Genomic DNA, 19,705 nt, shown 5'->3' on the forward strand with positions numbered 1-19,705 from the left:
TCAGCCGAGCAGCGCGTCGTACGCCGCGGGGCTGGAGTCGCGGAGGAACTCCGAGCAGCGCTCCCACTCGGCGGTCTCGCCGATGGCGCGGGCGGCCGCGGCGAGCATCGCGAGGCAGCGCAGGAAGCCGCGGTTGGGCTCGTGCTCCCACGGCACCGGCCCGTGGCCCTTCCAGCCGTTGCGGCGCAGCATGTCCAGGCTGCGGTGGTAGCCGACCCGCGCGTAGGCGTAGACGGTCACGTCGTCGGCCTCCGCGTCGCGGGCCTGCTCGGCCAGCGCGGCCCACGCGAACGGCGACGCCGGGTGACGGCGTACGACGTCGACCGGGGCCTCGCCCGCGGCCAGCGCGGGCGCGGCCGGGTCCTCCGGCAGGTGGGTGGGCGGGGGGCCGGCCATCAGGTCACCGAAGGAGCTCATGGGAAGCATTGTCCACGCCCGGGTGTTGACTGTTCCCGTGACCCACGCACCCGCGGCTTCGGCACCGGCGCTCGAGGAGAAGGCCGCGTGGCGCGCGCTGATCGCGCTCTGCATCGGCTTCTTCATGATCCTGGTCGACACCACCATCGTCTCGGTGGCGACCCCGGCGATCATCGAGGACCTGCATGCCGGGGTGAACGACGTGGTCTGGGTGACCAGCGCCTACCTCCTGGCGTACGCCGTCCCGGTGCTGATCACGGGTCGGCTGGGTGACCGGTTCGGCCCCAAGCGGCTCTACCTCACCGGGCTCACCGTCTTCACGCTCGCGTCGCTGTGGTGCGGCCTCACCAGCACGATCACGGCCCTGGTCGTCGCGCGCGTGGTCCAGGGGCTCGGCGCGTCGATGATCACGCCGCAGACGATGGCGATCATCACCCGGATCTTCCCGGCGGCCCGGCGCGGCGCGGCCATGGCCCTGTGGGGCGCGACCGCCGGCATCGCCACGCTGGTCGGCCCGATCCTCGGCGGCGTCCTGGTCGACGCCCTGGGCTGGGAGTGGATCTTCTTCATCAACGTCCCCGTCGGCGTGGTCGGCTTCGTGCTGGCCTGGCGGCTGGTGCCCACCCTGCCCACGCACTCCCACAGCTTCGACTGGCTCGGCGTGGGGCTGAGCGGCCTGGGCATGTTCCTGCTCGTCTTCGGCATCCAGGAGGGCCACCAGTACACCTGGAGCGCGGGCATCTGGACGATGATCGCCTCCGGCCTGGTCGTGCTCGCGGCGTTCCTGTGGTGGCAGGCCCGCAACACCCGGGAGCCACTGGTCCCGCTCAGCCTCTTCCGGGACCGCAACTTCTCCCTCGCGAACGTCGCGATCTCGGTGATGGGCTTCTCGATCACCGCGGTGACGATCCCGATCATGATCTGGGCCCAGGTGGTCCGCGGGCTGAGCCCGACCCGGTCGGCGCTGCTCCTGGTGCCGATGGCACTCATGACGCTCGTGCTGGCCCGGACGGTCGGCGGGCTGACCGACCGCGTCCACCCGCGGATCCTCACGGGGTTCGGGTTCGTCTGCCTGTTCGCCGGCCTGCTGTGGCTGACGTTCGTGATGACACCGGACACCTCGATCTGGTGGACGGTCCCGCCGATGGTCGTCTTCGGCGTCGGCAACGCCTTCGTCTGGGCGCCGAACAGCGCGACGGCCACCCGCAACCTGCCGGTCCAGCGGGCCGGCGCGGGGTCCGGCGTCTACAACGCCACCCGCCAGGTCGGTGCGGTGCTGGGCTCCGCGGCGATCGCGGTGCTGATCGACTCCCGGCTCGCCGCCGAGGGACTGCCGTCGTTCAGCGGCCAGGGTGGGGGCAGTGCCGGCCTCCCGCCCCAGCTCGCGCAGTCCTTCAGCGACGCGATGGCGACCTCGGTGCTGCTGCCGGTGGCGGCGTTCGTCCTCGGCTTCGTCGCGGTGCTCTTCTTCGAGAAGCCGCGCCACCAGGGCTGGACGAGGGTGCCCGACACCGAGACCGCGCAGGCAGCCCCCGCCACCGGGACCCCTTGAGCCCGGGGACGTCATACGGTCTCGTCGCTCCGGCGACCGCAGCCGATGACGTCCCCGCGGACGTCATACGGCCCGGCTGCTGACGCAGCCGGGCCGTATGACGTTGCGGGCGATCAACCTCAGGCGGAGACGGACTTGCCCGCCGAGCGGAGGTTCTCGCAGGCCTCGACCACGCGGGCGGCCATGCCGGCCTCCGCGGCCTTGCCCCACGAGCGGGGGTCGTAGACCTTCTTGTTGCCGACCTCGCCGTCGACCTTCAGCACGCCGTCGTAGTTGCTGAACATGTGCCCGGCGACCGGGCGGGTGAAGGCGTACTGGGTGTCGGTGTCGACGTTCATCTTCACCACGCCGTAGTCCACGGCGGCACCGATCTCCTCGGCCGTCGACCCCGACCCGCCGTGGAAGACCAGGTCGAAGGGGCGCGCGCCGGCGTCGAGACCGAGCTCCTTCACCACCGCCTCCTGGGCGTGCTTGAGGATCTCGGGGCGCAGCTTGACGTTGCCGGGCTTGTAGACGCCGTGCACGTTGCCGAAGGTCAGCGCGGTCATGTAGCGACCGTCCTCGCCGGTGCCGAGCGCCCTCACGGTCGCGATCGCGTCCTCGGGGGTGGAGTAGAGCTTCTCGTCCATGGCGCCGACGACGCCGTCCTCCTCGCCACCCACGACGCCGACCTCGATCTCGAGGATGATCCGCGCCTTCGCGCACTTCTCGAGCAGCTCGCGCGCGATCTGCAGGTTCTCGTCGAGGGGCACGGCCGAGCCGTCCCACATGTGCGACTGGAACAGCGGCGCCTCGCCGCGGGCCACGCGCTCGGCCGAGATGTCGACCAGCGGCCGGACGAAGCCGTCGAGCTTGTCCTTCGGGCAGTGGTCGGTGTGCAGCGCGACGTTGATCGGGTAGCTCTTGGCCACCTCGGCGGCGAACGCGGCGAACGCCACCGACCCGGTGACCATGTTCTTCACCGACGGGCCGGAGAAGTAGTCGGCGCCGCCCGTGGACACCTGGATGATGCCGTCGGACCCGGCGTCGGCGAAGCCCTTGAGGGCCGCGTTGAGCGTCTGCGAGGACGACACGTTGATGGCCGGGAACGCGAAGGCGTCCTTCTTGGCCGTGTCGAGCATCTGGGCGTAGATCTCGGGGGTGGCGATGGGCATCTCGGTACTCCTCGGCCTGCGTTCTGGGTCGCGGACCACCCTAGTGGCTCGGCACCGCGGGCCCGAGGGGTCGTTCGGTCCGCGTCGTACCGTGCAGGCGTGAGCCCTTTCGCAGGCGTGGGCCCCCGCGGGCTGCGCACCAGCCGCCGCACGAGCGACCTGCCGCTGCCCGCGGAGCGGGCCTGGGCGGTCGTCGCGTCCGGCCGGCGCCGTCCGCAGTGGTACGCCGACGCCGCCCCCTTCGTCGTCCGGGGTGCGCTGGACCGGCTCGTCGGCGGGCGCGGGCGCGCGTGGGAGCCGCCCGGCACTCCCCTGCTGGCCGCCGGCAACACCGCCGGCTTCTGGCGGGTCCTGGAGGCCGGGCACGACGGCAGCCGGCACCGGCTGCTGCTCGAGGCCGCGGTCCGGGCACCCGGCCGGGTGCTGCTGCACACCGAGGTGGACGCGCTGGACGCCTCGCGCAGCCGCCTCCGCCAGCAGGTGGCCTTCGAACCCAACGGCATCCTCGGCCACGCCTACCTGCTGGCCGACCTGCCGGCGCGCGAGGCGGTCCTGGCGCTCACGCACCGGCGGCTGCTCGCCGACCTGCGCCGGGAGGCGTGGTGAGCCTGACCGGGCGGTACGTCGCCGTCATCGGCCCGGCCGACACGGCCCGGCCCTCCGACCTCGCCCGGGCGACCGAGCTCGGGCGGCTCCTCGCCGAGGCGGGTGCGGTGGTGCTGACCGGGGGCCACCACGGGGTGATGCGGGCCGCGGCCGCGGGTGTCGACTCGGCCGACGGGGTCTCGATCGGGCTGCTCCCCGGCCTCGCCCGGGACGAGGGCGCCCCGGAGCACACCTACCTGCTGCCCACCGGGCTGGGCGAGCTCCGCAACGGGCTGCTGGTCCGGGCCGCGGACGCGGTGGTCGCCGTCGGTTGCAGCTGGGGGACGCTCAGCGAGATCGCCCTGGCCCGCCGCACCGGCGTACCGCTGGTCCTCATCGACCCCTGGGACCTCCCCGAGGACGTCGGCGTCGTCGTCGCGAGTGCCGGCGAGGCGGTCGACGCCGTGGTTTCGCAGCTGGGATGACAACCTTTTCCCTGGTCGTGCCGTTTCCCGGGTGAGAGGCGCACGACGAGGGGGACGACATGGACATCCACGAGGAGATCGACCGCAGCTTCGGCGCCGGTCCCGAGCCGGGACCGGTGGACGCGCTGGTCGCCGACGGCCGGCGGGCGCTGCGCCGGCGGCGGGCGACCACCGGGGCCGCCGCCCTCGCGATCGTCCTGGTCGCCGGTGGCACCACCTGGGCCGCGACCGGGCCGGGCCCGCACGCGCGCGGGGACGATCCGTCGGTCGCCTCCGGCGCGTCCCCGAGCCCCACGGCCTCCCCCGAGCCGGGCGACCACGGGCCCGCGACGTACGGCAAGGACGGGACGCTGGTGCTCCGGGACGGCGTGACCATCGTCCGCCGGGTCGACAACCCGATGGACCTCGAGCCCCCGGCGAGGTCCGTGGCCCTCGTCCTCGACGACCGCGGCAAGACCGTGTGGATGCTGCTCGAGTCGGACCCGGGCGGCGGGTTCAGCATCATCGACGACGATCGGGGGCCTGAGCCGACGTTCGCCCGCTGGCTGGCCGTGGTGGTCCGCGAGAACCAGCAGGACACGTCCACGATGGCTGCCGAGCCGGAGCCCGCGGCGTACACCGGCGACGGGAAGCTGGTGCTCCGGGACGGCGTCACCATCATCCGACAGGTCGACAACCCGATGAACCTCGCGCCGCCGAAGAAGTCGCTGGGCCTGGTCCTCGACGACCACGGCAAGAAGATCTGGATGCTCCTCGAGTCGGACCCGGACGGAGGTTTCAGTGCCCGTGACGACGCCGGGAGGACCTACCCCACCTTCGACCTCTGGCTCGCCGACCAGGTCGCGATCCAGCAGGGCACGCCGATGCTGGCGCTCGTCGCCTTCGGGGACGGCGAGACCCTGGTCCCCGACGAGGACGGCGTCGAGCTGCTCGAGCAGCGCCCGTCGCCGCAGATGCCGCCCCACTTCGCGTCCCCCCGGGACCGGACGGCCGTCGCCGCGGTGCGGTGGCAGGGCAGCCTCTGGTTCGTGCTCGCCCGCCAGCTGCCGGGGTCGCCTCCCCAGTACTTCCCGACCGAGTCGTCGGTCGCCGACGGCGCGACCACGCTCGACGGCTTCCTCGAGTTCGCCCGGGGGCGCTACTCCAGCGGGGACGGCCTGCGGTGAGGAGCATCGAGCGAGATGCGGCGTACACCGAGTTCGTGCGGGCTCGGCAGACCCACCTGCGCCGGATCGCGTACGCCGTGTGCGGCGACTGGCACCGGGCCGACGACCTGCTGCAGACCGCGCTGGTCAAGCTGTACGTCGCGTGGCCGCGGCTGCACCGCGACGGCCGCGAGGAGGCCTACGTGCGCACGATCATCGTGCGGGCCAACATCGACGAGTCGCGGCGCCCCTGGCGCCGGGAGCGGCCGGGCCTCGACGGTCCCGACCGGGCGGCCCGCGAGCCGCTCCCGGTCGAGGAGCGCTCCGCGCTGTTCGACGCCCTGCAGGGGCTGCCCACCATGCAGCGCAAGGTGGTGCTGCTGCGGCACTGGCTCGGGCTGTCGGTCGCCGAGACCGCGCACGAGCTGGGCATCGGCGAGGGCACGGTCAAGAGCCACAGCTCACGCGGCCTGGCAGCCCTGCAGGCCGTCCTGGCCAGCCGCTGACAAGGTCGTGAGGCAGGGCGTGAGGCGGAGCGTGCGGCTGGGCGTGCGGCTGGGCGCACCCGGGCCAGCACGAGGCGGTGAACCGGTGGGCTAGCCTCCGGCGACATCCTCCGAAAGGACCTCGCGTGCTCCCACGTCCCTCCCGTGCCCAGCGCACCCTCGTCACGCTCGCCGCCGCCGTCGCGCTCGTCCCCGCCCTCAGCGGCCCCGCCGGGGCCGTCCCACCCACGCCGGACGGGCCGGACTACCAGGCCCCTGCCGTCGGCGAGTGCCGGAACATCGACATGGCCACCGCCGGCCACGCGTCCGACACCACCGCACCCGTCGACTGCTCCACGACCCACACGACCCGCGTCATCGCGGTCGGGCACCTGCCGGACGGCGTCGCGTGGTCGCAGGACGCGGCCGCCGAGAAGGCCGCGATCCGGGCCTGCCAGCCGGCCTGGAACCAGGCGCTCGGTCGCACCCTCCCGGTGCGGGACATGTCGGCGTACTCGTGGTTCTGGTTCCGGCCCACCAAGGACCAGCGGAGCCACGGGGCGCGTTGGATCCGGTGCGACCTGGCGCTGCGGGGTGGCACCAAGATCCTGCCCCTGCCCACGGACAAGACCCCCGCGCTCGACCAGCCGCCACTGAGCAACAAGGTCGCCCGGTGCCTGACCCCGCGCACCTTCTACACCACCGCGTGCTCCCACAAGCACGCCTTCCGCGCCACCGGGACGTTCACCGTGAGGAGCGGCACCTTCCCGGGTGCGAAGAAGCTCAACGCCGCGGCGATGCGCAAGTGCCCCTCGCGGGTGAGCACCGACAGCTACCGCTGGAGCTACAAGCTCAAGGCGATGTGGAACGTCGGCAAGGACCACGTCGTGGTCTGCTACAGCAAGAAGACCAGCTGACCGACGCACTCCCCATCGGGTCGTGTGCCTGAGAACGCACTCCGGCGCGTGCTCAGGCACACGACCCGTTCCGCGTTCCTGACAACCGGTGACGAACCCGCGTCGTTCAAGGGGTGAGAACCTCGGGCAACGAAGGGACATGGGGTGAAGAGATCCGATCGGGACGCGGCGTACGTCGAGTTCGTCGAGTCGCGGCAGACCCGGCTGCGACGGGCGGCGTACGCCATCTGCGGCGACTGGCACCGCGCCGAGGACCTGCTGCAGACCGCGCTGACCAAGCTGTACGTCGCGTGGCCGCGGCTGGCACGGGAGGGCGGTGAGGACGCCTACGTCCGGCGGATCCTGGTGTCGACGCACCTCGACAACGTCAAGCGGGCGTCGTACCGGCGGGAGGTTGTCGGCGCGGACGCCGACCTGGTGCACGCCGCCCAGACCGGGCGCGTGGACGACCGCGACGCGCTCATCACCGCGCTGCAGCGGCTGCCCGAGATGCAGCGCCGGGTCGTGGTGCTGCGGCACGTGCTCGACCTGTCCGTCGAGCAGACCGCCGCCGATCTCGGCATCTCGGCCGGCACCGTCAAGAGCCACCACTCACGAGGGGTGGCCCGGCTCCAGGAGCTGCTCACCGACCAGACCGTGAAGGAGGACCGACGATGATCGACTTGCAGGAGCGTTTCGACCAGGCTTGGGCCGGGGAGCCGGCCCCGATGGATGCGCGGCAGCAGCTGGCGGTGGCCCACCGGGGGCTGCGCCGGCGACGGATGGTGGTCGCGACGGGCGTGCTCGGCGTCGTGGCCGTCCTCGGGGGCAGCCTCGCCGCAGCCGGGGGGGTGCCCGGGCTGGACCGGGAGCCGCCGGCGGGCTCGGCGTACGCCGCCCACAGCAAGCCGGGCGAGGTCGAGGTGAAGCTGGCGCAGACGCCCCAGGAGCTCGAGCAGATCAGCAGCGACGCCAACGCCGGCTACACCAGCGACGGCCGGGTGATCGTGCGGCCGGGGTGGAAGGTCACCCAGCAGATCGACGACACCTGGGTCTCCGAGGGGTCCGACCGCTCGATCGCGCTGGAGATCGCGAAGGACACCACCGGCGAGAAGGAGTGGTACTACCTCGAGTGGGGTCCCGACGGCAGGTCCGTCAACCAGTCCTGGCCGCGGGAGAACCCCGGGCTGACCCTGCGGGAGTGGGCCCCCGACAAGAACGGTCACCGCGAGCGGCCCTAGGTGCGCCGGCCCGCGAGCGGGTCGTGCGGCTCGCGCACGCTGAGCCGCACGACCCGCTCACCCCCGCCAGGCGGTGTCGCCGGACAGGTCGGCGTGCTCCCGGACCCACGTGTGCATCGCGATCGCGGCCGCGGCCGAGGCGTTGATCGAGCGGGTCGAGCCGAACTGGGCGATCGAGAACGTGCCGTCGACGACCTCGCGCGCCCCGGCCGAGAGCCCGGGGCCCTCCTGGCCGAAGAGGAAGCAGACCCTGCGCGGCACGGTCATGGTCTCGAGGTGCTGCGAGCCCGGCAGGTTGTCGATGCCGAGCAGCTGCACGCTCTGCCCGTCGGGCGGCTCGTGGAGGTACGCCGCGAGGTCGGCCGCGGTGGGGTGGTGCCGCACGTGCTGGTACCGGTCGGTCACCATCGCACCGCGCCGGTTCCACCGGCGGTTCCCCACGATGTGCACCTCGGCCGCCAGGAACGCGTTGGCGGACCGGACGATCGTGCCGATGTTGAAGTCGTGCTGCCAGTTCTCGATGGCCACGTGGAAGTCGTGGCGCCGGGTGTCGAGGTCGGCGACGATCGCCTCCACAGTCCAGTAGCGGTAGCGATCCACCACGTTGCGCCGGTCGCCCTCGGCGAGCAACCCCGCGTCGTACTGCTCGCCCTCCGGCCAGGGCCCCTCCCACGGACCCACGCCGACCTCGGCGGGGCCGTGCGGCATCGGGTCGTACGGCGCGCGCTGCTCCTCCATCAGAACGCCGACACCGACCCCGGTGCCCGCTGCGGCCGGCTGAGGGCACGCACGACCGCGGCCTGGCCGTGCCGGCGCACCGCGACCCCGGACAGCAGCGCCAGGACCGGGGCGAGGACGTCCTCCGGGAACTCCGGCGTGGGTACGCCGATGCTCGCGGCGAGGTCGTCGGAGTGCACCACCATCTCCATCAGCCGGGTCACGAGGAAGTCATGCGTGGCGAGCGACCACCCCTGCCACGGGATGTGCACGGTCGCCGGGTCGCGCGGCGCCGCGAGGGCCGCCGGCAGCTCGGCGAGGGTCGCCCCCACGAGCGCCCGCAGCTCCTCCGGGCCGCCGGCCGCGTCGGCGTTGGACCCCTCGCGGACGCCGACGTTCACCTCGGCATCCGGAGCGGCGGTGACCCACGCGGCACGCTCGTAGTGGCCGAGCAGCGAGACCAGCTCGGTGTCGGGGACCGGCGGTGCGGCGAGCAGCTGCACGGTGACCGTGGCCTGGCGGACCAGGTGGTGCGCCAGGCCGCCGACGGTCATGCCGGCGCAGGCGCTCTCGTCGGTCCACCGCCGGGCGACCTGCGGACCGGTGGCGAGGTCGGCGGCGATCCGGGCGGCGGCGAGGAAGGTCTGGGCGTCGTGGTTGTCCACGACCGGAACGGTAGCGCCCGCCCGGGGCTGACGCCGAGCCGCTCAGGACGCCCCGGGTACCGTTGCCGCGTGACCGCGTTGCTGGAGCTCCATCCGCTATTGCTGGGCATGAACTGGATGGATCCCAACTGGTTGCTCGACCAGTTCGGCAACGCCCTCTTCTGGATCAGCCTCGGCATCGTCTTCGTCGAGTGTGGGCTGCTGTTCCCGTTCCTGCCCGGCGACACCCTGCTGTTCGGGCTGGGCCTGTTCATCGCCGCCGAGAAGGTCGACCTGATCCCCGGCAACACCATCGCCGAGCTGGTCTTCGCCCTGGTGGCGCTGACGGCGGCCGGCTTCCTCGGGAACGTGTCCGGCTACGAGATCGGGCGCTGGATCGGCCCGCCGCTCTACGAGCGGGACGGCCGGGTGCTCAAGCAGAAGCACTTCGACAAGACGTCGGAGTTCTTCGACCGCCACGGCAGCAAGGCCCTGGTCATCGGCCGGTTCGTGCCGTTCGTGCGGACCTTCATCACCGTCGTCGCGGGCGTCACCGAGATGCACCGCGGCAAGTTCTTCACCTGGAGCCTGGTCGGCGCGATGGCGTGGGTGCTGAGCATCACGATGCTCGGCTACTTCCTCGGCTCGGCGTTCCCCTCGCTGGGGGAGAACCTCGACAAGGCGATCATCGCGATCCTGGCCTTCTCGCTGATCCCGGTGGCCTACGAGTGGTGGAAGCACAGCCGCCACGAGGCCGCGAGCGAGGCCGAGACCGACTAGCGGGCCTGACCCCGGACGGCGTCCAGCTGGGCCTTGGTGAGCACCGAGCGCACCTCCAGCCCGACGTCCTCCAACGGGTCCTCGCCCGCGGGGCTGCGGTCGATCGCGCAGACGACCACCTCCACCACCGCCCCGGCCGCGCGCAGCGCGCGGGTCGCGTCGCGGACCGCGCCACCGGTGGTGATGACGTCCTCGATGATCGTGATCCGGCGCCCGGCCACCTCGGGGCCCTCGGCGAGCTTGCAGGTGCCGTACTCCTTGGCCTTCTTGCGCACGAAGAGCGCCGGCAGCCCCGTCTGGCTGCTGACCATCGTCGCGATCGGTATGCCGCCGAGCTCGAGGCCGCCGAGCAGCTCGGTGTCCTCGGGGAGCAGGTCGACCATCTGCCGCGCCACCCGGGCGAGCAGCCGCGGGTCGGCCTCGAAGAGGTACTTGTCGAAGTACTCCGAGGCGACCTGGCCGGACCGGAGCGTGAACTCCCCGGTCAGGCGGCAGAGCGCGTCGATGTCACGGGCGAGGTCGGGATCTGCGGAAGTCACCGCGGCAGCGTACCGAGGGCGACGCGTTAGGTTCGGGGGCATGCTCGCCACGAGACTCCAGGGCATCCCGCCCACGATCTTCTCCGAGATGTCCGCGCTGGCCCTCCGCACCGGGGCGGTGAACCTCGGCCAGGGCTTCCCGGACGTGGACGGTCCCCCGTCCGTGATCGCCCGGGCGGTCGCCGCCCTCGAGGCCGGGGGGAACCAGTACGCCCCGGGCCTCGGCGTACCCGCGCTGCGGCAGGCGATCGCCCGCCACCAGCAGCGCCACTACGGCCTCGAGCTCGACCCGGACAGCCAGGTGGTGGTGACGACCGGCTGCACCGAGGGTATCGCCGCCGCGCTGCTCGGCCTGGTCGACCCGGGTGACGAGGTGGTGGTGCTCGAGCCCTACTACGACTCCTACGTGGCGATGATCCAGATGGCGGGCGGCGTACGCCGTCCGGTGACGCTGCGGGCGCCGGATTTCCGCCTGGACCCCGACGAGCTCCGCGCGGCGGTGACCCCGCGGACCCGGCTGCTGCTCGTCAACACCCCGCACAACCCGACCGGCACCGTGCTGACGCCGGAGGAGCTCGGCGCGATCGCGGAGGTGGCCGTCGAGCACGACCTCGTGGTGGTGACCGACGAGGTCTACGAGCACCTCACCTTCACCGGCCACCGGCACGTGCCGCTGGCCACGCTGCCCGGCATGTTCGAACGCACCCTGACCCTGTCCAGCGCCGGCAAGTCCTGGTCGTTCACGGGCTGGAAGGTCGGCTGGGCCACCGGACCCGCCGAGCTGGTGGCCGCGGTGCTCGCCGCGAAGCAGTGGCTCACCTTCACCTCCGGCTCCCCGCTGCAGCCCGCGATCGCGCTCGCCCTCGACGAGGAGGCCGACTACCCGATCCGGCTGGCCGGGCACCTCGAGCAGCGCCGCGACCTGTTGTGCGCCGGCCTCACCGAGGCCGGGCTCGACGTCCGGGTGCCGGAGGGCACCTACTTCGCGACCGCGGACGTCTCCGGGCTGGGCTGGAAGGACGGGCTGTCGTTCTGCCTGGCCCTGCCCGAGCGCGCCGGCGTGGTCGCGATCCCCAGCCAGGTGTTCTACGACGACCCCGACGGCCCCGGCGCCGGGCGCCACCTCGTGCGGTGGGCCTTCTGCAAGGAGCCGGAGATGATCGAGGAGGGCCTGCGCCGGCTCAAGGGCGCCGACCTGAGCGCCTGACCCGGCAGGGTCAGCGGTCGAACCAGGCGCGGACCTCGGGGCGCACCATCAGCGCCAGGGTCACCACGCTCGCCGCCAGCGGGATGATCAGCAGCGGCTGGGAGACGGTGGCGAGCAGCAGGCACACGACCGCGCCCGAGGCGGACACCACGAGGGCCACCCTGGCCCAGCCCACCCGGCGGAAGGCCAGGCCGGCCAGGACGAGGGCGGCGAGCGACCAGGCCGCGACCACCCCGCCGACCACGAACGTGATCGTCCGCAGCGTGGCGTCGGAGACGCCCTGGGAGGCCAGGTCCGGGTTCTGCTTGTGCAGCTCGTCGAAGACCAGGTCGGGGCTCGCGGCCAGGACCGCGATGCTCGCGGCCATCACGACCAGCGCGAGGCCCGCGAACAACCACGTCAGCACGCACGCCCACACGACCGCCTGCGGCCGCACCGTCGGGTCGGCCTCCGCGGGCAGCGGCAGCGCCGGTCCGGGGGCCTGGTCACCGAACTGGTCACCGAGCTGGCCACCGGGGCCGGGACCGGGCCACGGACCCGGGCCGGGGCCGGGGCCGGGGCGCGTCGCGTCGTACGGCGGGGCGGCGGGCGGGGCGATCCGGTTCGACACCTCCGGCCGCGGCTCGCGCACCACCCCGTTGAACCAGTCGCGCGCCGGCTGGAACCACAGCATCACCGCGGACGCGGCGACGACGGAGGACGTGAACCCGCCCGTGGCGAGTCCGGTCACGAAGAGCGGGACCGCCAGCACCGTCAGCGCCAGCCGGGCGCTGCGACTGCGCCGGAGCACCTGGTAGCCGAGGATCGCCGCCGCGGTGGCGCAGCCGGCGGCGACCATGCAGAGCACCCGGAGCAGGTCGAGCACCCCGGACACGCCGAGCCCCAGGTCGGCGCCGGGCGGCTCGGCCAGGAACTTCTGGACCGACTCGCGGGTCTCGAGGCTGTGCAGCCCGGCGACCCGCTCGAAGACCATCAGCACCACCAGGACCGAGCCGCCCATGATCAGCCAGGCGGCCATGGTGACCTGGCGGGGGCGGGTGGGAGCGGGAGGCGTGGTCATGGGCTCCATTCCACCAAACCCACCCACACGCCCACGCGCCAGGCGGTGCCGGTCAGACCGACAGGGTCAGCCCGTCCTCGCTCCGGTCGACGGTGACCCGGTCGCCGTCGGTGACCTCGCCGCCGATCAGCATCCGCGCCAGCGGGTCGCCGATCGCGGTCTGGATCAGCCGCCGCAGCGGGCGGGCGCCGTACGCCGGGTCGTAGCCGGTGTCGGCGAGCCAGCTGCGGGCGGCGTCGCTGACCTCGATCGAGATCCGGCGCACCGCCAGCCGCTGCTCCAGCAGCGACAGCTGCAGGTCGACGATGTGGGTCAGCTCGTCGAGGCTGAGGGCGTCGAACATGACGACCTCGTCGAGGCGGTTGAGGAACTCCGGCTTGAACGACGAGCGCACCACGGACATCACCGACTCGCGCTTCTTGTCCGGGTCGAGGGTCGGGTCGACCAGGAAGTGCGAGCCCAGGTTGCTGGTCAGGATCAGCACGGTGTTGCGGAAGTCGACGGTGCGGCCCTGGCCGTCGGTCAGCCGGCCGTCGTCGAGCACCTGCAGCAGGATGTCGAAGACCTCGGGGTGGGCCTTCTCGACCTCGTCGAGCAGCACGATGCTGTACGGCCGCCGGCGCACGGCCTCGGTCAGCTGGCCGCCCTCCTCGTAGCCGACGTAGCCGGGAGGGGCACCGACGAGGCGGGCCACCGAGTGCTTCTCGGAGTACTCGCTCATGTCGATGCGCACGATCGCCCGCTCGTCGTCGAACAGGAAGTCCGCCAGCGACTTGGCCAGCTCGGTCTTGCCGACACCCGTGGGGCCGAGGAAGAGGAACGAGCCGGTCGGCCGGTTCGGGTCGGAGATGCCGGCCCGCGAGCGGCGTACGGCGTCGCTCACCGCCGCGACCGCGGACTGCTGGCCGATCAGCCGCTCGCCGAGGACCTGCTCCATGTGCAGTAGCTTGGCGGTCTCGCCCTCGAGCATCCGGCCGGTGGGGATCCCGGTCCAGGCCTCGACCACCTCGGCGACCTGCTCGGCGCCGACCTCCTCGCCAACCAGAGGCTCGAGGTCGGCCTTCTCCTGGGCGGCGACGGCCTCGAGCTTCTTCTCCAGCTCGGGGATCGACTCGTAGCGGATCTTGCTCGCGCCCTCGAGGTTGCCCTCGCGGAGCATCTTGTCGGCCTCGACCCGCAGGTGGTCCAGCGCGCGCCGCAGCTCGCCCTCGAGGCTCGACTTCTCCTGCTCCCAGCGGGCCTCGAGCGCGCGCAGCTCCTCCTCGCTGTCGGCGAGCTCGGCGCGCAGCTTCTGCAGCCGCTCCTTCGACGCCTCGTCGGACTCCTTCTCGAGCGCGAACTCCTCCATCTTCATCCGGTCGACCTGTCGGCGGAGCTGGTCGATCTCCTCGGGCGAGGACTCGATCTCCATGCGCAGCCGGGAGGCGGCCTCGTCGACCAGGTCGATGGCCTTGTCGGGCAGCTGGCGGCCGGGGATGTAGCGGTCGGAGAGGGTCGCGGCGGCCACCAGCGCGGCGTCGGTGATGCGGACGCCGTGGTGCGCCTCGTACTTCTCCTGGATGCCGCGCAGGATCTGGATGGTGTCCTCGACGCTGGGCTCGCCCACGAAGACCTGCTGGAACCGGCGCTCGAGCGCGGGGTCCTTCTCGATCCGCTCGCGGTACTCGTCGAGCGTGGTCGCGCCGATCATGTGCAGCTCGCCGCGGGCCAGCATCGGCTTGAGCATGTTGCCGGCGTCCATCGCCGAGTCGCCGCCGGCGCCCGCACCGACGACGGTGTGCAGCTCGTCGATGAAGGTGATGATCTGGCCGCCGGCGTCCTTGATCTCCTCGAGGACGGCCTTGAGCCGCTCCTCGAACTCGCCGCGGTACTTCGCACCCGCGACCATGGCCGCGAGGTCGAGGCTGAGCACCCGGCGCCCCCTGAGGGAGTCGGGCACGTCGCCGGCGACCACGCGCTGGGCGAGGCCCTCGACGACGGCGGTCTTGCCGACGCCGGGCTCGCCGATGAGGACGGGGTTGTTCTTGGTGCGCCGCGAGAGCACCTGCACGACGCGGCGGATCTCGGCGTCGCGGCCGATCACCGGGTCCAGGCGGCCCTCCTCGGCGGCCCTCGTGAGGTCGACGGAGTACTTCTCCAGCGCCTCGTACGTCGACTCGGCGTCCTCACTGGTGACGCGACGGTTGCCGCGGACGGCGGTGAGCCCCTCGCGCAGGCCCTTCTCGGTGAGGCCGGCGTCGCGGAGCACCTTCTGGGCCGAGCTGTCGGTGCCGGCGATCGCGATGAGCAGGTGCTCGGTGGCGACGTAGTCGTCCTTCATGCTGCCGGCGAGGTCGATCGCCGCGGCCAGCACGCGGGTCAGCGCCGCGGACGCGCTCGGCTGCTGCACGGTCGACCCGCTGGCCCGGGGCAGCGCGTTCAGCACGGCCTCGGCCTGGCTGGTCAGCTGCGCGGCGTCCACGCCGGCCTTGGCGACCAGGTTGCGGGCGGTGCCCTCCTCCTGGCGGAGCAGGGCGACGAGGAGGTGGATCGGCTCGGTGTTGGTGTTGCCGGCCGTGGTCGCGGACAGCTGGGCAGCCTCGATCGCCTCACGGCTGCGGGTGGTGAACTTGTCGGCGCCGAACTGGCTCATAAGCAGACTTCTCCTGGGAGCGGCTTCCTCGAGGACGGCACCCAGTGTGCTCGTCATCAGGTGCAACGCGCGAGAAGTTGAGTCTGTTCCACTCAACTTTGGTGATTTGTCTGAACCAGATCTCCGGGCTGCGAGCCGTCGGTCTCGCCGGTGGCGTCGCGCGGGACGTCATACGCTCCGGTCGCGCGGGCAGCCGGTCCGGATGACCTCCCGCGGGACGTCATACGTCCGCGTCGCGGGCGCAGCCGGTCCGTATGACGTCCCGGCGAGCTGCGGTCAGCGGCCGCCCGGCGGTAGCACCGGCAGCCCGGCCGGCGGGCCGCCGGTCGCGAGGTCCAGCAGCCCGTCGACGTCGAGGTGCTCCTCGACCAGGTCGGCGAGCAGCTCGAAGCGGGCCTCGCGGCGCTCGGCGAAGCAGACCCCCGAGGGGGTGTACGCCGTGCCCGCGGCCGCCGCCGCCAGCCCCAGCCAGGCCCGGCGGAACCCGTCGGACTCGAGGCTGCCGTGCCACATCGTCCCGGACACGGCCCCGGCGGCCGCCCCGCCCGGGAACGGCTCGACCCCCGCACCCCGGGTGACACGGCCGTGGTGGATCTCGTAGCCGCGCACCTCCTCCCCGAGCCCCGAGCCGTGCGGCAGCGCCAGCACCTTCTCGGACCCGAAGACGGTCGCGACGTCGAGCAGCCCCAGCCCGGCCGCCTCCGTCCCGGGCGGCCCCTCGACCCCCTCCGGGTCGCTGATCGTGCGGCCGAGCATCTGGAACCCCCCGCAGATCCCGAGCACCGGACGGCCCGCCGCCGCGTGCTCGCCGATCGCGCGGTCGAGCCCGCGCTCCCGCAGCCAGGCCAGGTCCGCGAGCGTGGCCCGGGTCCCGGGCAGCACCACCACGTCGGCGCCCGCGAGGGCCCGGGGCTCGGCGGCGAAGACCACGTCGACGGCCGGCTCCAGACCGAGCGCGTCGACGTCGGTGAAGTTGCTGATCCGGGGCAGCCGGACCACCGCCACCCGCAGCGTCGGCCCGGCCCGCTCGTCGGCGCGCCGGCCGCCGAGGTCGAGGGCGTCTTCGGAGTCCAGCCACAGGTCCGGGTGCCAGGGCAGCACGCCGTACACCGGCCGGCCGGTGAGCCGGTGCAGCCTGTCGAGCCCGGGCGTCAGCAGCCCCGGGTCGCCGCGGAACTTGTTGACGATCCACCCCGCCAGCAGCCGCTGGTCGTCCGCGTCGAGCAGCGCCACGGTGCCGAACATCGAGGCGAACACGCCGCCCCGGTCGATGTCGCCGACGACGACCGCCGGCATCCGCGCGTGCCGGGCCAGGCCGAGGTTCACGAAGTCACCGGCGCGCAGGTTGATCTCGGTGGGGCTGCCGGCCCCCTCGGCGACGACGAGGTCGTAGCGCCCGGCCAGGTCGTCGTACGCCGCGAACGCCGCGTCGCGCAGCTGGGTCCGGCCGCCCAGGAAGTCGGCGGCGGTCAGGTCGCCGGCGGGCTGCCCCATCACCACGACGTGGCTGCGCCGGTCGCTGCCGGGCTTGAGCAGCACCGGGTTCATCGCGGGCTCCGGGACCGCCCGGGCCGCCAGCGCCTGGCTCCACTGGGCCCGGCCGATCTCCGCGCCGGTCCCGTCCGGGGTCCGGCAGACCATCGAGTTGTTGGACATGTTCTGCGCCTTGAACGGCGCCACCCGCAGGCCGCGGCGCGCGAAGGCGCGGCACAGCGCCGTGGTGACCACGGTCTTCCCGGCGTCGGAGGTGGTGCCGGCGACCAGCAGCGAGCCCCTCACGTGTGGCTCGGCGGCTCGCCCGCGTCGGTCTCCGGCGGCAGGCCGTGCTCGGGGAACGCCGCCGCGTCGGCGCCCTCGTCGACCAGGCAGGTGCGGCAGAAGTCCTCACCGAACGGCGTGAGGTGGATGCTGCGGCGCACGATCCTGGCGAACTTCACCGAGTGCACGGCGGCGAGCACGTCGGGCTGCGCCTCCACGACCTGGTACTCCATCGGGTCGCGCAGCGCCTCCCGCGAGAACCACACCAGGCCGAGCCGGAACAGGTTGTTGAGGTACGACGGCACCTGGTCGAGGTAGCGGCACCCGGACCGGGCGCCGATCATCGTCAGCCCCGGCGCGACCAGCTGGCTGTTGACCATCCCGATCGGGCCGCCGGTCCGGACGTCCACGCTCGGCTGCGGCCCGCCCTGGAGCAGGAGCAGCAGGATCCGGGCCTCGTCGGGGGCCAGCTCGTCGAGGATCCGCTCGTACGCCGGGTGGCCGACGTCGGTGCTCCACACGTCGCGGGAGCGCTCGAGCAGCTCGGCCCCCCGCTGCCGCAGCGACGCCATCGTGTCCGCCGCCGGGTGGTCCCGGCCGTTGGTCGGCTGTGGGGGCTCGGCGAGCTCGTCGAGCCACTCGGCGGCCGAGACCAGCGCCCGGGAGAGCGGCACCCCCGCCGACACCGACCGGGCGAGGCCGCCGATCACCGTCGCCGCTTCGGTGGCGTCCCTGGCCAGCGCGGCCGCCTCGGTCGGGTCGGCCACCGCGCGAGCCATCCGCCGGCCGGCGCGGGCGGAGGTGCGCACCCCCCACTCGGTGGTGTGCCACCAGGCCGAGGCCGCCACCCGGGCGAGGCCGGGCAGCGCCTCCACGGCCGGCGCGAGGCCCTCGGGGAGCGCGGCCCCGCGCGCCACCGGCGGGGTGGGCGCGGCCTCGGGGACCTCGTCGTACTGCTCGTCCATCAGCTCACTCCGAACAACCACAGGTGCAGGAAACCGCCGGCCAGGCCCATGATCGCGCCGTGGGCGTAGAGCATCCACTCGTCCTCGCGGATCGCGGCCCGCATCATCTCGACGAAGTCGCGCGGCGGCAGCTCCTTGGTGCGGGTGGCGATGAGCAGCCGGATCTGCTCGGCCTGGCGCCGGCTGAAGGCGGGGTCCTTGAACGGGGTCAGGGTGCGGCCCACCGCCTCCCGGGCCACCGACTCCCGGATCGTGTCGAAGCGGCTCGGGCCGACGGCCACCCGGACCGCGGCCCGGGCCGGGCCGGCCGCCTTGTCGATCGCGGGCCGCAGCGCGGTCGCGAGCATCTGGCGGGTGCGGTCCCCGCGGGGACCGTCGAGCAGGAAGTCGCCGATCCGCTCCAGGGTGATCACGTCGTCGGCGATGATCCGGGCGTAGACCTCGGCGGCCTCGGCCTGGCGGCGGGGGAACAACCCGTGCACCCGGATCCCGAGGATCCGGCGCGGCTCCGGCGGCTCGAAGATCAGCCACATCCCGAGCGCGTTGGTGACCCAGCCGACCACGACCCCGAGGATCGGCAGCAGCCACCACTGGCCGACCCAGCTGTCCACCACCGCCACCGGGATCCCGAGCAGGAAGCCGAAGACGAAGCCGAACGCGACCATCAGGTTCAGCTCGCGCTGGCCGAAGTCGCGGAAGATCCGCACCACCAGCGCGGGGTTGTTCCGGAAGTGGTCGATGACCATGATCTTGGGGTCCAGCAGCTGGTCGATGTGGATCCCGATCTCGTCGGTGACCCGGCCCACGACGCCGGGCAGCTGCCCCTGCACCCGCTCGACGACGGCCTCGCGGACCGGGCGCGGCAGGTCCCGCCACAGCCGCGGGTGCTCCCGGCACATCACCTCCTCGACGAGCTGGGGGATCTCGGGACGGAAGACGGTGACGATGTGCTCGGCGATCCGGTCGGGCTCGAGCTGCTGGTAGAACTCCCCGGGCGTCCCGAGCTTCGCGATCGCCTTGTCCACGGCGATGCTGCCCATCTTCGCGGCCCGGGCGGGGATGATCCCCTGCCAGCCGACGCCGCCCTGGAGCAGGCCGGGCACCTCCTGCGCCTTGCGGGGCAGCACGGTCGCGAGCTCGCGCATCCCGGGGATCCGGACCCCGTGGAACCGGACGGGCTTGAACAGCATCACCAGGCCCGACCAGTTGATCAGCCAGCCCACCACGCCGGTGAACAGCGGGATGGTGGCGACGTGGACCCAGTCGACCCCGGCCGACCACTCGCCCAGCCACTCCAGCATCGCCGTCACCCTCCGGGTCTACCCCGCCGCGGGGCGGTCCAACCGGTTCGCGGGCAGCGGGTGCCGCCCCTCCCCGTGGAGAACTCGGCAACGGCCCCCGAGGTCACGCCGAACCGCACACCTGGTTCCCAGGCGGGCCCTG

Annotated in this window: 20 protein-coding genes; 10 read left to right on the forward strand and 10 right to left on the reverse strand. The window is 73.0% G+C overall.

Translation table 11 applies throughout. The features are described 5' to 3' along the window. Complete coding sequence (locus tag ABD268_RS03625; RefSeq protein WP_344147693.1) at nucleotides 1-417, reverse strand: DUF3151 domain-containing protein; 417 nt, start codon at nucleotides 415-417, stop codon at nucleotides 1-3. 37 nt (nucleotides 418-454) lie between these two features. Between ABD268_RS03625 and ABD268_RS03630 the strand changes: the two genes are divergently transcribed. After that, a complete protein-coding gene (locus ABD268_RS03630) occupies nucleotides 455-1,969 on the forward strand; it encodes a DHA2 family efflux MFS transporter permease subunit (RefSeq protein ID WP_344147696.1) in 1,515 nt (504 codons plus the stop codon). A gap of 119 nt (nucleotides 1,970-2,088) precedes the next feature. On the opposite strand, the gene fbaA is transcribed toward ABD268_RS03630, so the two are convergent. Continuing rightward, nucleotides 2,089-3,123, reverse strand: coding sequence for a class II fructose-bisphosphate aldolase (fbaA, locus tag ABD268_RS03635; protein ID WP_344147699.1), 1,035 nt, complete (start codon nucleotides 3,121-3,123; stop codon nucleotides 2,089-2,091). A gap of 99 nt (nucleotides 3,124-3,222) precedes the next feature. Here fbaA and ABD268_RS03640 point away from each other — a divergent pair, with 99 nt between their 5' ends. The 7 genes from ABD268_RS03640 (at nucleotide 3,223) to ABD268_RS03670 (ending at nucleotide 7,960) form a co-directional block, all read left to right on the forward strand. Then, on the forward strand, nucleotides 3,223-3,729 hold the full coding sequence (locus ABD268_RS03640) for a DUF2867 domain-containing protein (protein ID WP_344147702.1): 507 nt from the start codon (nucleotides 3,223-3,225) through the stop codon (nucleotides 3,727-3,729). After that, nucleotides 3,726-4,193 carry an SLOG cluster 4 domain-containing protein gene (locus tag ABD268_RS03645; RefSeq protein ID WP_344147705.1) on the forward strand — a complete coding sequence of 156 codons (468 nt, stop codon included), beginning with the start codon at nucleotides 3,726-3,728 and terminating at the stop codon, nucleotides 4,191-4,193. The genes ABD268_RS03640 and ABD268_RS03645 overlap by 4 nt, the downstream gene beginning before the upstream one ends. 59 nt (nucleotides 4,194-4,252) lie before the next feature. Next, nucleotides 4,253-5,359 (forward strand): hypothetical protein, encoded by a 1,107-nt coding sequence (locus ABD268_RS03650; protein ID WP_344147708.1) that lies wholly within the window; start codon nucleotides 4,253-4,255, stop codon nucleotides 5,357-5,359. Then, the gene (locus ABD268_RS03655; protein WP_344147711.1) at nucleotides 5,356-5,844 is read left to right on the forward strand and encodes a SigE family RNA polymerase sigma factor; all 489 of its coding nucleotides are present in this window, start codon (nucleotides 5,356-5,358) and stop codon (nucleotides 5,842-5,844) included. The genes ABD268_RS03650 and ABD268_RS03655 overlap by 4 nt, the downstream gene beginning before the upstream one ends. A gap of 125 nt (nucleotides 5,845-5,969) precedes the next feature. Further along, the gene (locus tag ABD268_RS03660; protein WP_344147714.1) at nucleotides 5,970-6,740 is read left to right on the forward strand and encodes a septum formation family protein; all 771 of its coding nucleotides are present in this window, start codon (nucleotides 5,970-5,972) and stop codon (nucleotides 6,738-6,740) included. A gap of 144 nt (nucleotides 6,741-6,884) precedes the next feature. Continuing rightward, complete coding sequence (locus ABD268_RS03665) at nucleotides 6,885-7,397, forward strand: SigE family RNA polymerase sigma factor (protein ID WP_344147717.1); 513 nt, start codon at nucleotides 6,885-6,887, stop codon at nucleotides 7,395-7,397. After that, nucleotides 7,394-7,960 carry a hypothetical protein gene (locus tag ABD268_RS03670; RefSeq protein WP_344147720.1) on the forward strand — a complete coding sequence of 189 codons (567 nt, stop codon included), beginning with the start codon at nucleotides 7,394-7,396 and terminating at the stop codon, nucleotides 7,958-7,960. The genes ABD268_RS03665 and ABD268_RS03670 overlap by 4 nt, the downstream gene beginning before the upstream one ends. 57 nt (nucleotides 7,961-8,017) lie before the next feature. On the opposite strand, the gene ABD268_RS03675 is transcribed toward ABD268_RS03670, so the two are convergent. Both ABD268_RS03675 and ABD268_RS03680 read right to left on the reverse strand, forming a co-directional pair. Continuing rightward, complete coding sequence (locus ABD268_RS03675; RefSeq protein ID WP_344147723.1) at nucleotides 8,018-8,698, reverse strand: TrmH family RNA methyltransferase; 681 nt, start codon at nucleotides 8,696-8,698, stop codon at nucleotides 8,018-8,020. Continuing rightward, the gene (locus ABD268_RS03680) at nucleotides 8,698-9,342 is read right to left on the reverse strand and encodes a maleylpyruvate isomerase N-terminal domain-containing protein (protein WP_344147726.1); all 645 of its coding nucleotides are present in this window, start codon (nucleotides 9,340-9,342) and stop codon (nucleotides 8,698-8,700) included. Before ABD268_RS03680 ends, ABD268_RS03675 begins: the two co-directional genes overlap by 1 nt. Nucleotides 9,343-9,411: 69 nt before the next feature. Between ABD268_RS03680 and ABD268_RS03685 the strand changes: the two genes are divergently transcribed. Next, nucleotides 9,412-10,101 carry a DedA family protein gene (locus ABD268_RS03685; protein ID WP_344147728.1) on the forward strand — a complete coding sequence of 230 codons (690 nt, stop codon included), beginning with the start codon at nucleotides 9,412-9,414 and terminating at the stop codon, nucleotides 10,099-10,101. Here ABD268_RS03685 and pyrE read toward each other — a convergent pair. Next, complete coding sequence (pyrE, locus tag ABD268_RS03690) at nucleotides 10,098-10,640, reverse strand: orotate phosphoribosyltransferase (protein ID WP_344147731.1); 543 nt, start codon at nucleotides 10,638-10,640, stop codon at nucleotides 10,098-10,100. The two genes, ABD268_RS03685 and pyrE, sit on opposite strands and share 4 nt — an antisense overlap. A gap of 40 nt (nucleotides 10,641-10,680) precedes the next feature. Between pyrE and ABD268_RS03695 the strand changes: the two genes are divergently transcribed. Next, nucleotides 10,681-11,847 carry a pyridoxal phosphate-dependent aminotransferase gene (locus tag ABD268_RS03695; protein ID WP_344147734.1) on the forward strand — a complete coding sequence of 389 codons (1,167 nt, stop codon included), beginning with the start codon at nucleotides 10,681-10,683 and terminating at the stop codon, nucleotides 11,845-11,847. 10 nt (nucleotides 11,848-11,857) lie between these two features. Here the strand turns inward: ABD268_RS03695 and ABD268_RS03700 are convergent, their stop codons facing one another. The 5 genes from ABD268_RS03700 to ABD268_RS03720 all read right to left on the reverse strand — a co-directional run bounded on the left by ABD268_RS03700 (nucleotide 11,858) and on the right by ABD268_RS03720 (nucleotide 19,563). After that, a complete protein-coding gene (locus tag ABD268_RS03700) occupies nucleotides 11,858-12,907 on the reverse strand; it encodes a hypothetical protein (RefSeq protein WP_344147737.1) in 1,050 nt (349 codons plus the stop codon). Nucleotides 12,908-12,959: 52 nt separating this feature from the next. Then, nucleotides 12,960-15,539 (reverse strand): ATP-dependent chaperone ClpB, encoded by a 2,580-nt coding sequence (gene clpB / locus ABD268_RS03705; RefSeq protein WP_344147740.1) that lies wholly within the window; start codon nucleotides 15,537-15,539, stop codon nucleotides 12,960-12,962. A gap of 276 nt (nucleotides 15,540-15,815) precedes the next feature. Continuing rightward, nucleotides 15,816-17,318 (reverse strand): cobyric acid synthase, encoded by a 1,503-nt coding sequence (locus ABD268_RS03710; RefSeq protein WP_344147743.1) that lies wholly within the window; start codon nucleotides 17,316-17,318, stop codon nucleotides 15,816-15,818. Beyond that, entirely contained in the window at nucleotides 17,315-18,262 is a 948-nt protein-coding gene (locus ABD268_RS03715) for an Abi-alpha family protein (RefSeq protein WP_344147746.1), read from the reverse strand. Before ABD268_RS03715 ends, ABD268_RS03710 begins: the two co-directional genes overlap by 4 nt. Then, complete coding sequence (locus ABD268_RS03720) at nucleotides 18,262-19,563, reverse strand: DUF445 domain-containing protein (RefSeq protein WP_344147749.1); 1,302 nt, start codon at nucleotides 19,561-19,563, stop codon at nucleotides 18,262-18,264. Before ABD268_RS03720 ends, ABD268_RS03715 begins: the two co-directional genes overlap by 1 nt. Nucleotides 19,564-19,705: the final 142 nt, after the last annotated feature.

The organism is Nocardioides koreensis, from assembly GCF_039531775.1.
In the GTDB taxonomy this organism is placed as follows: Bacteria; Actinomycetota; Actinomycetes; order Propionibacteriales; family Nocardioidaceae; genus Nocardioides; species Nocardioides koreensis.

What these genes read in the sequence shown, in the direction of transcription:
- ABD268_RS03650 (WP_344147708.1), top strand. Translation starts at nt 4,253, where the DNA reads ATGGACATCCACGAGGAGATCGACCGCAGCTTCGGCGCCGGTCCCGAG.
- fbaA (WP_344147699.1), bottom strand. Translation starts at nt 3,123, where the DNA reads ATGCCCATCGCCACCCCCGAGATCTACGCCCAGATGCTCGACACGGCC.
- ABD268_RS03720 (WP_344147749.1), bottom strand. Translation starts at nt 19,563, where the DNA reads ATGCTGGAGTGGCTGGGCGAGTGGTCGGCCGGGGTCGACTGGGTCCAC.
- ABD268_RS03670 (WP_344147720.1), top strand. Translation starts at nt 7,394, where the DNA reads ATGATCGACTTGCAGGAGCGTTTCGACCAGGCTTGGGCCGGGGAGCCG.
- ABD268_RS03625 (WP_344147693.1), bottom strand. Translation starts at nt 417, where the DNA reads ATGAGCTCCTTCGGTGACCTGATGGCCGGCCCCCCGCCCACCCACCTG.
- ABD268_RS03675 (WP_344147723.1), bottom strand. Translation starts at nt 8,698, where the DNA reads ATGGAGGAGCAGCGCGCGCCGTACGACCCGATGCCGCACGGCCCCGCC.
- ABD268_RS03700 (WP_344147737.1), bottom strand. Translation starts at nt 12,907, where the DNA reads ATGACCACGCCTCCCGCTCCCACCCGCCCCCGCCAGGTCACCATGGCC.
- ABD268_RS03715 (WP_344147746.1), bottom strand. Translation starts at nt 18,262, where the DNA reads ATGGACGAGCAGTACGACGAGGTCCCCGAGGCCGCGCCCACCCCGCCG.
- ABD268_RS03695 (WP_344147734.1), top strand. Translation starts at nt 10,681, where the DNA reads ATGCTCGCCACGAGACTCCAGGGCATCCCGCCCACGATCTTCTCCGAG.
- clpB (WP_344147740.1), bottom strand. Translation starts at nt 15,539, where the DNA reads ATGAGCCAGTTCGGCGCCGACAAGTTCACCACCCGCAGCCGTGAGGCG.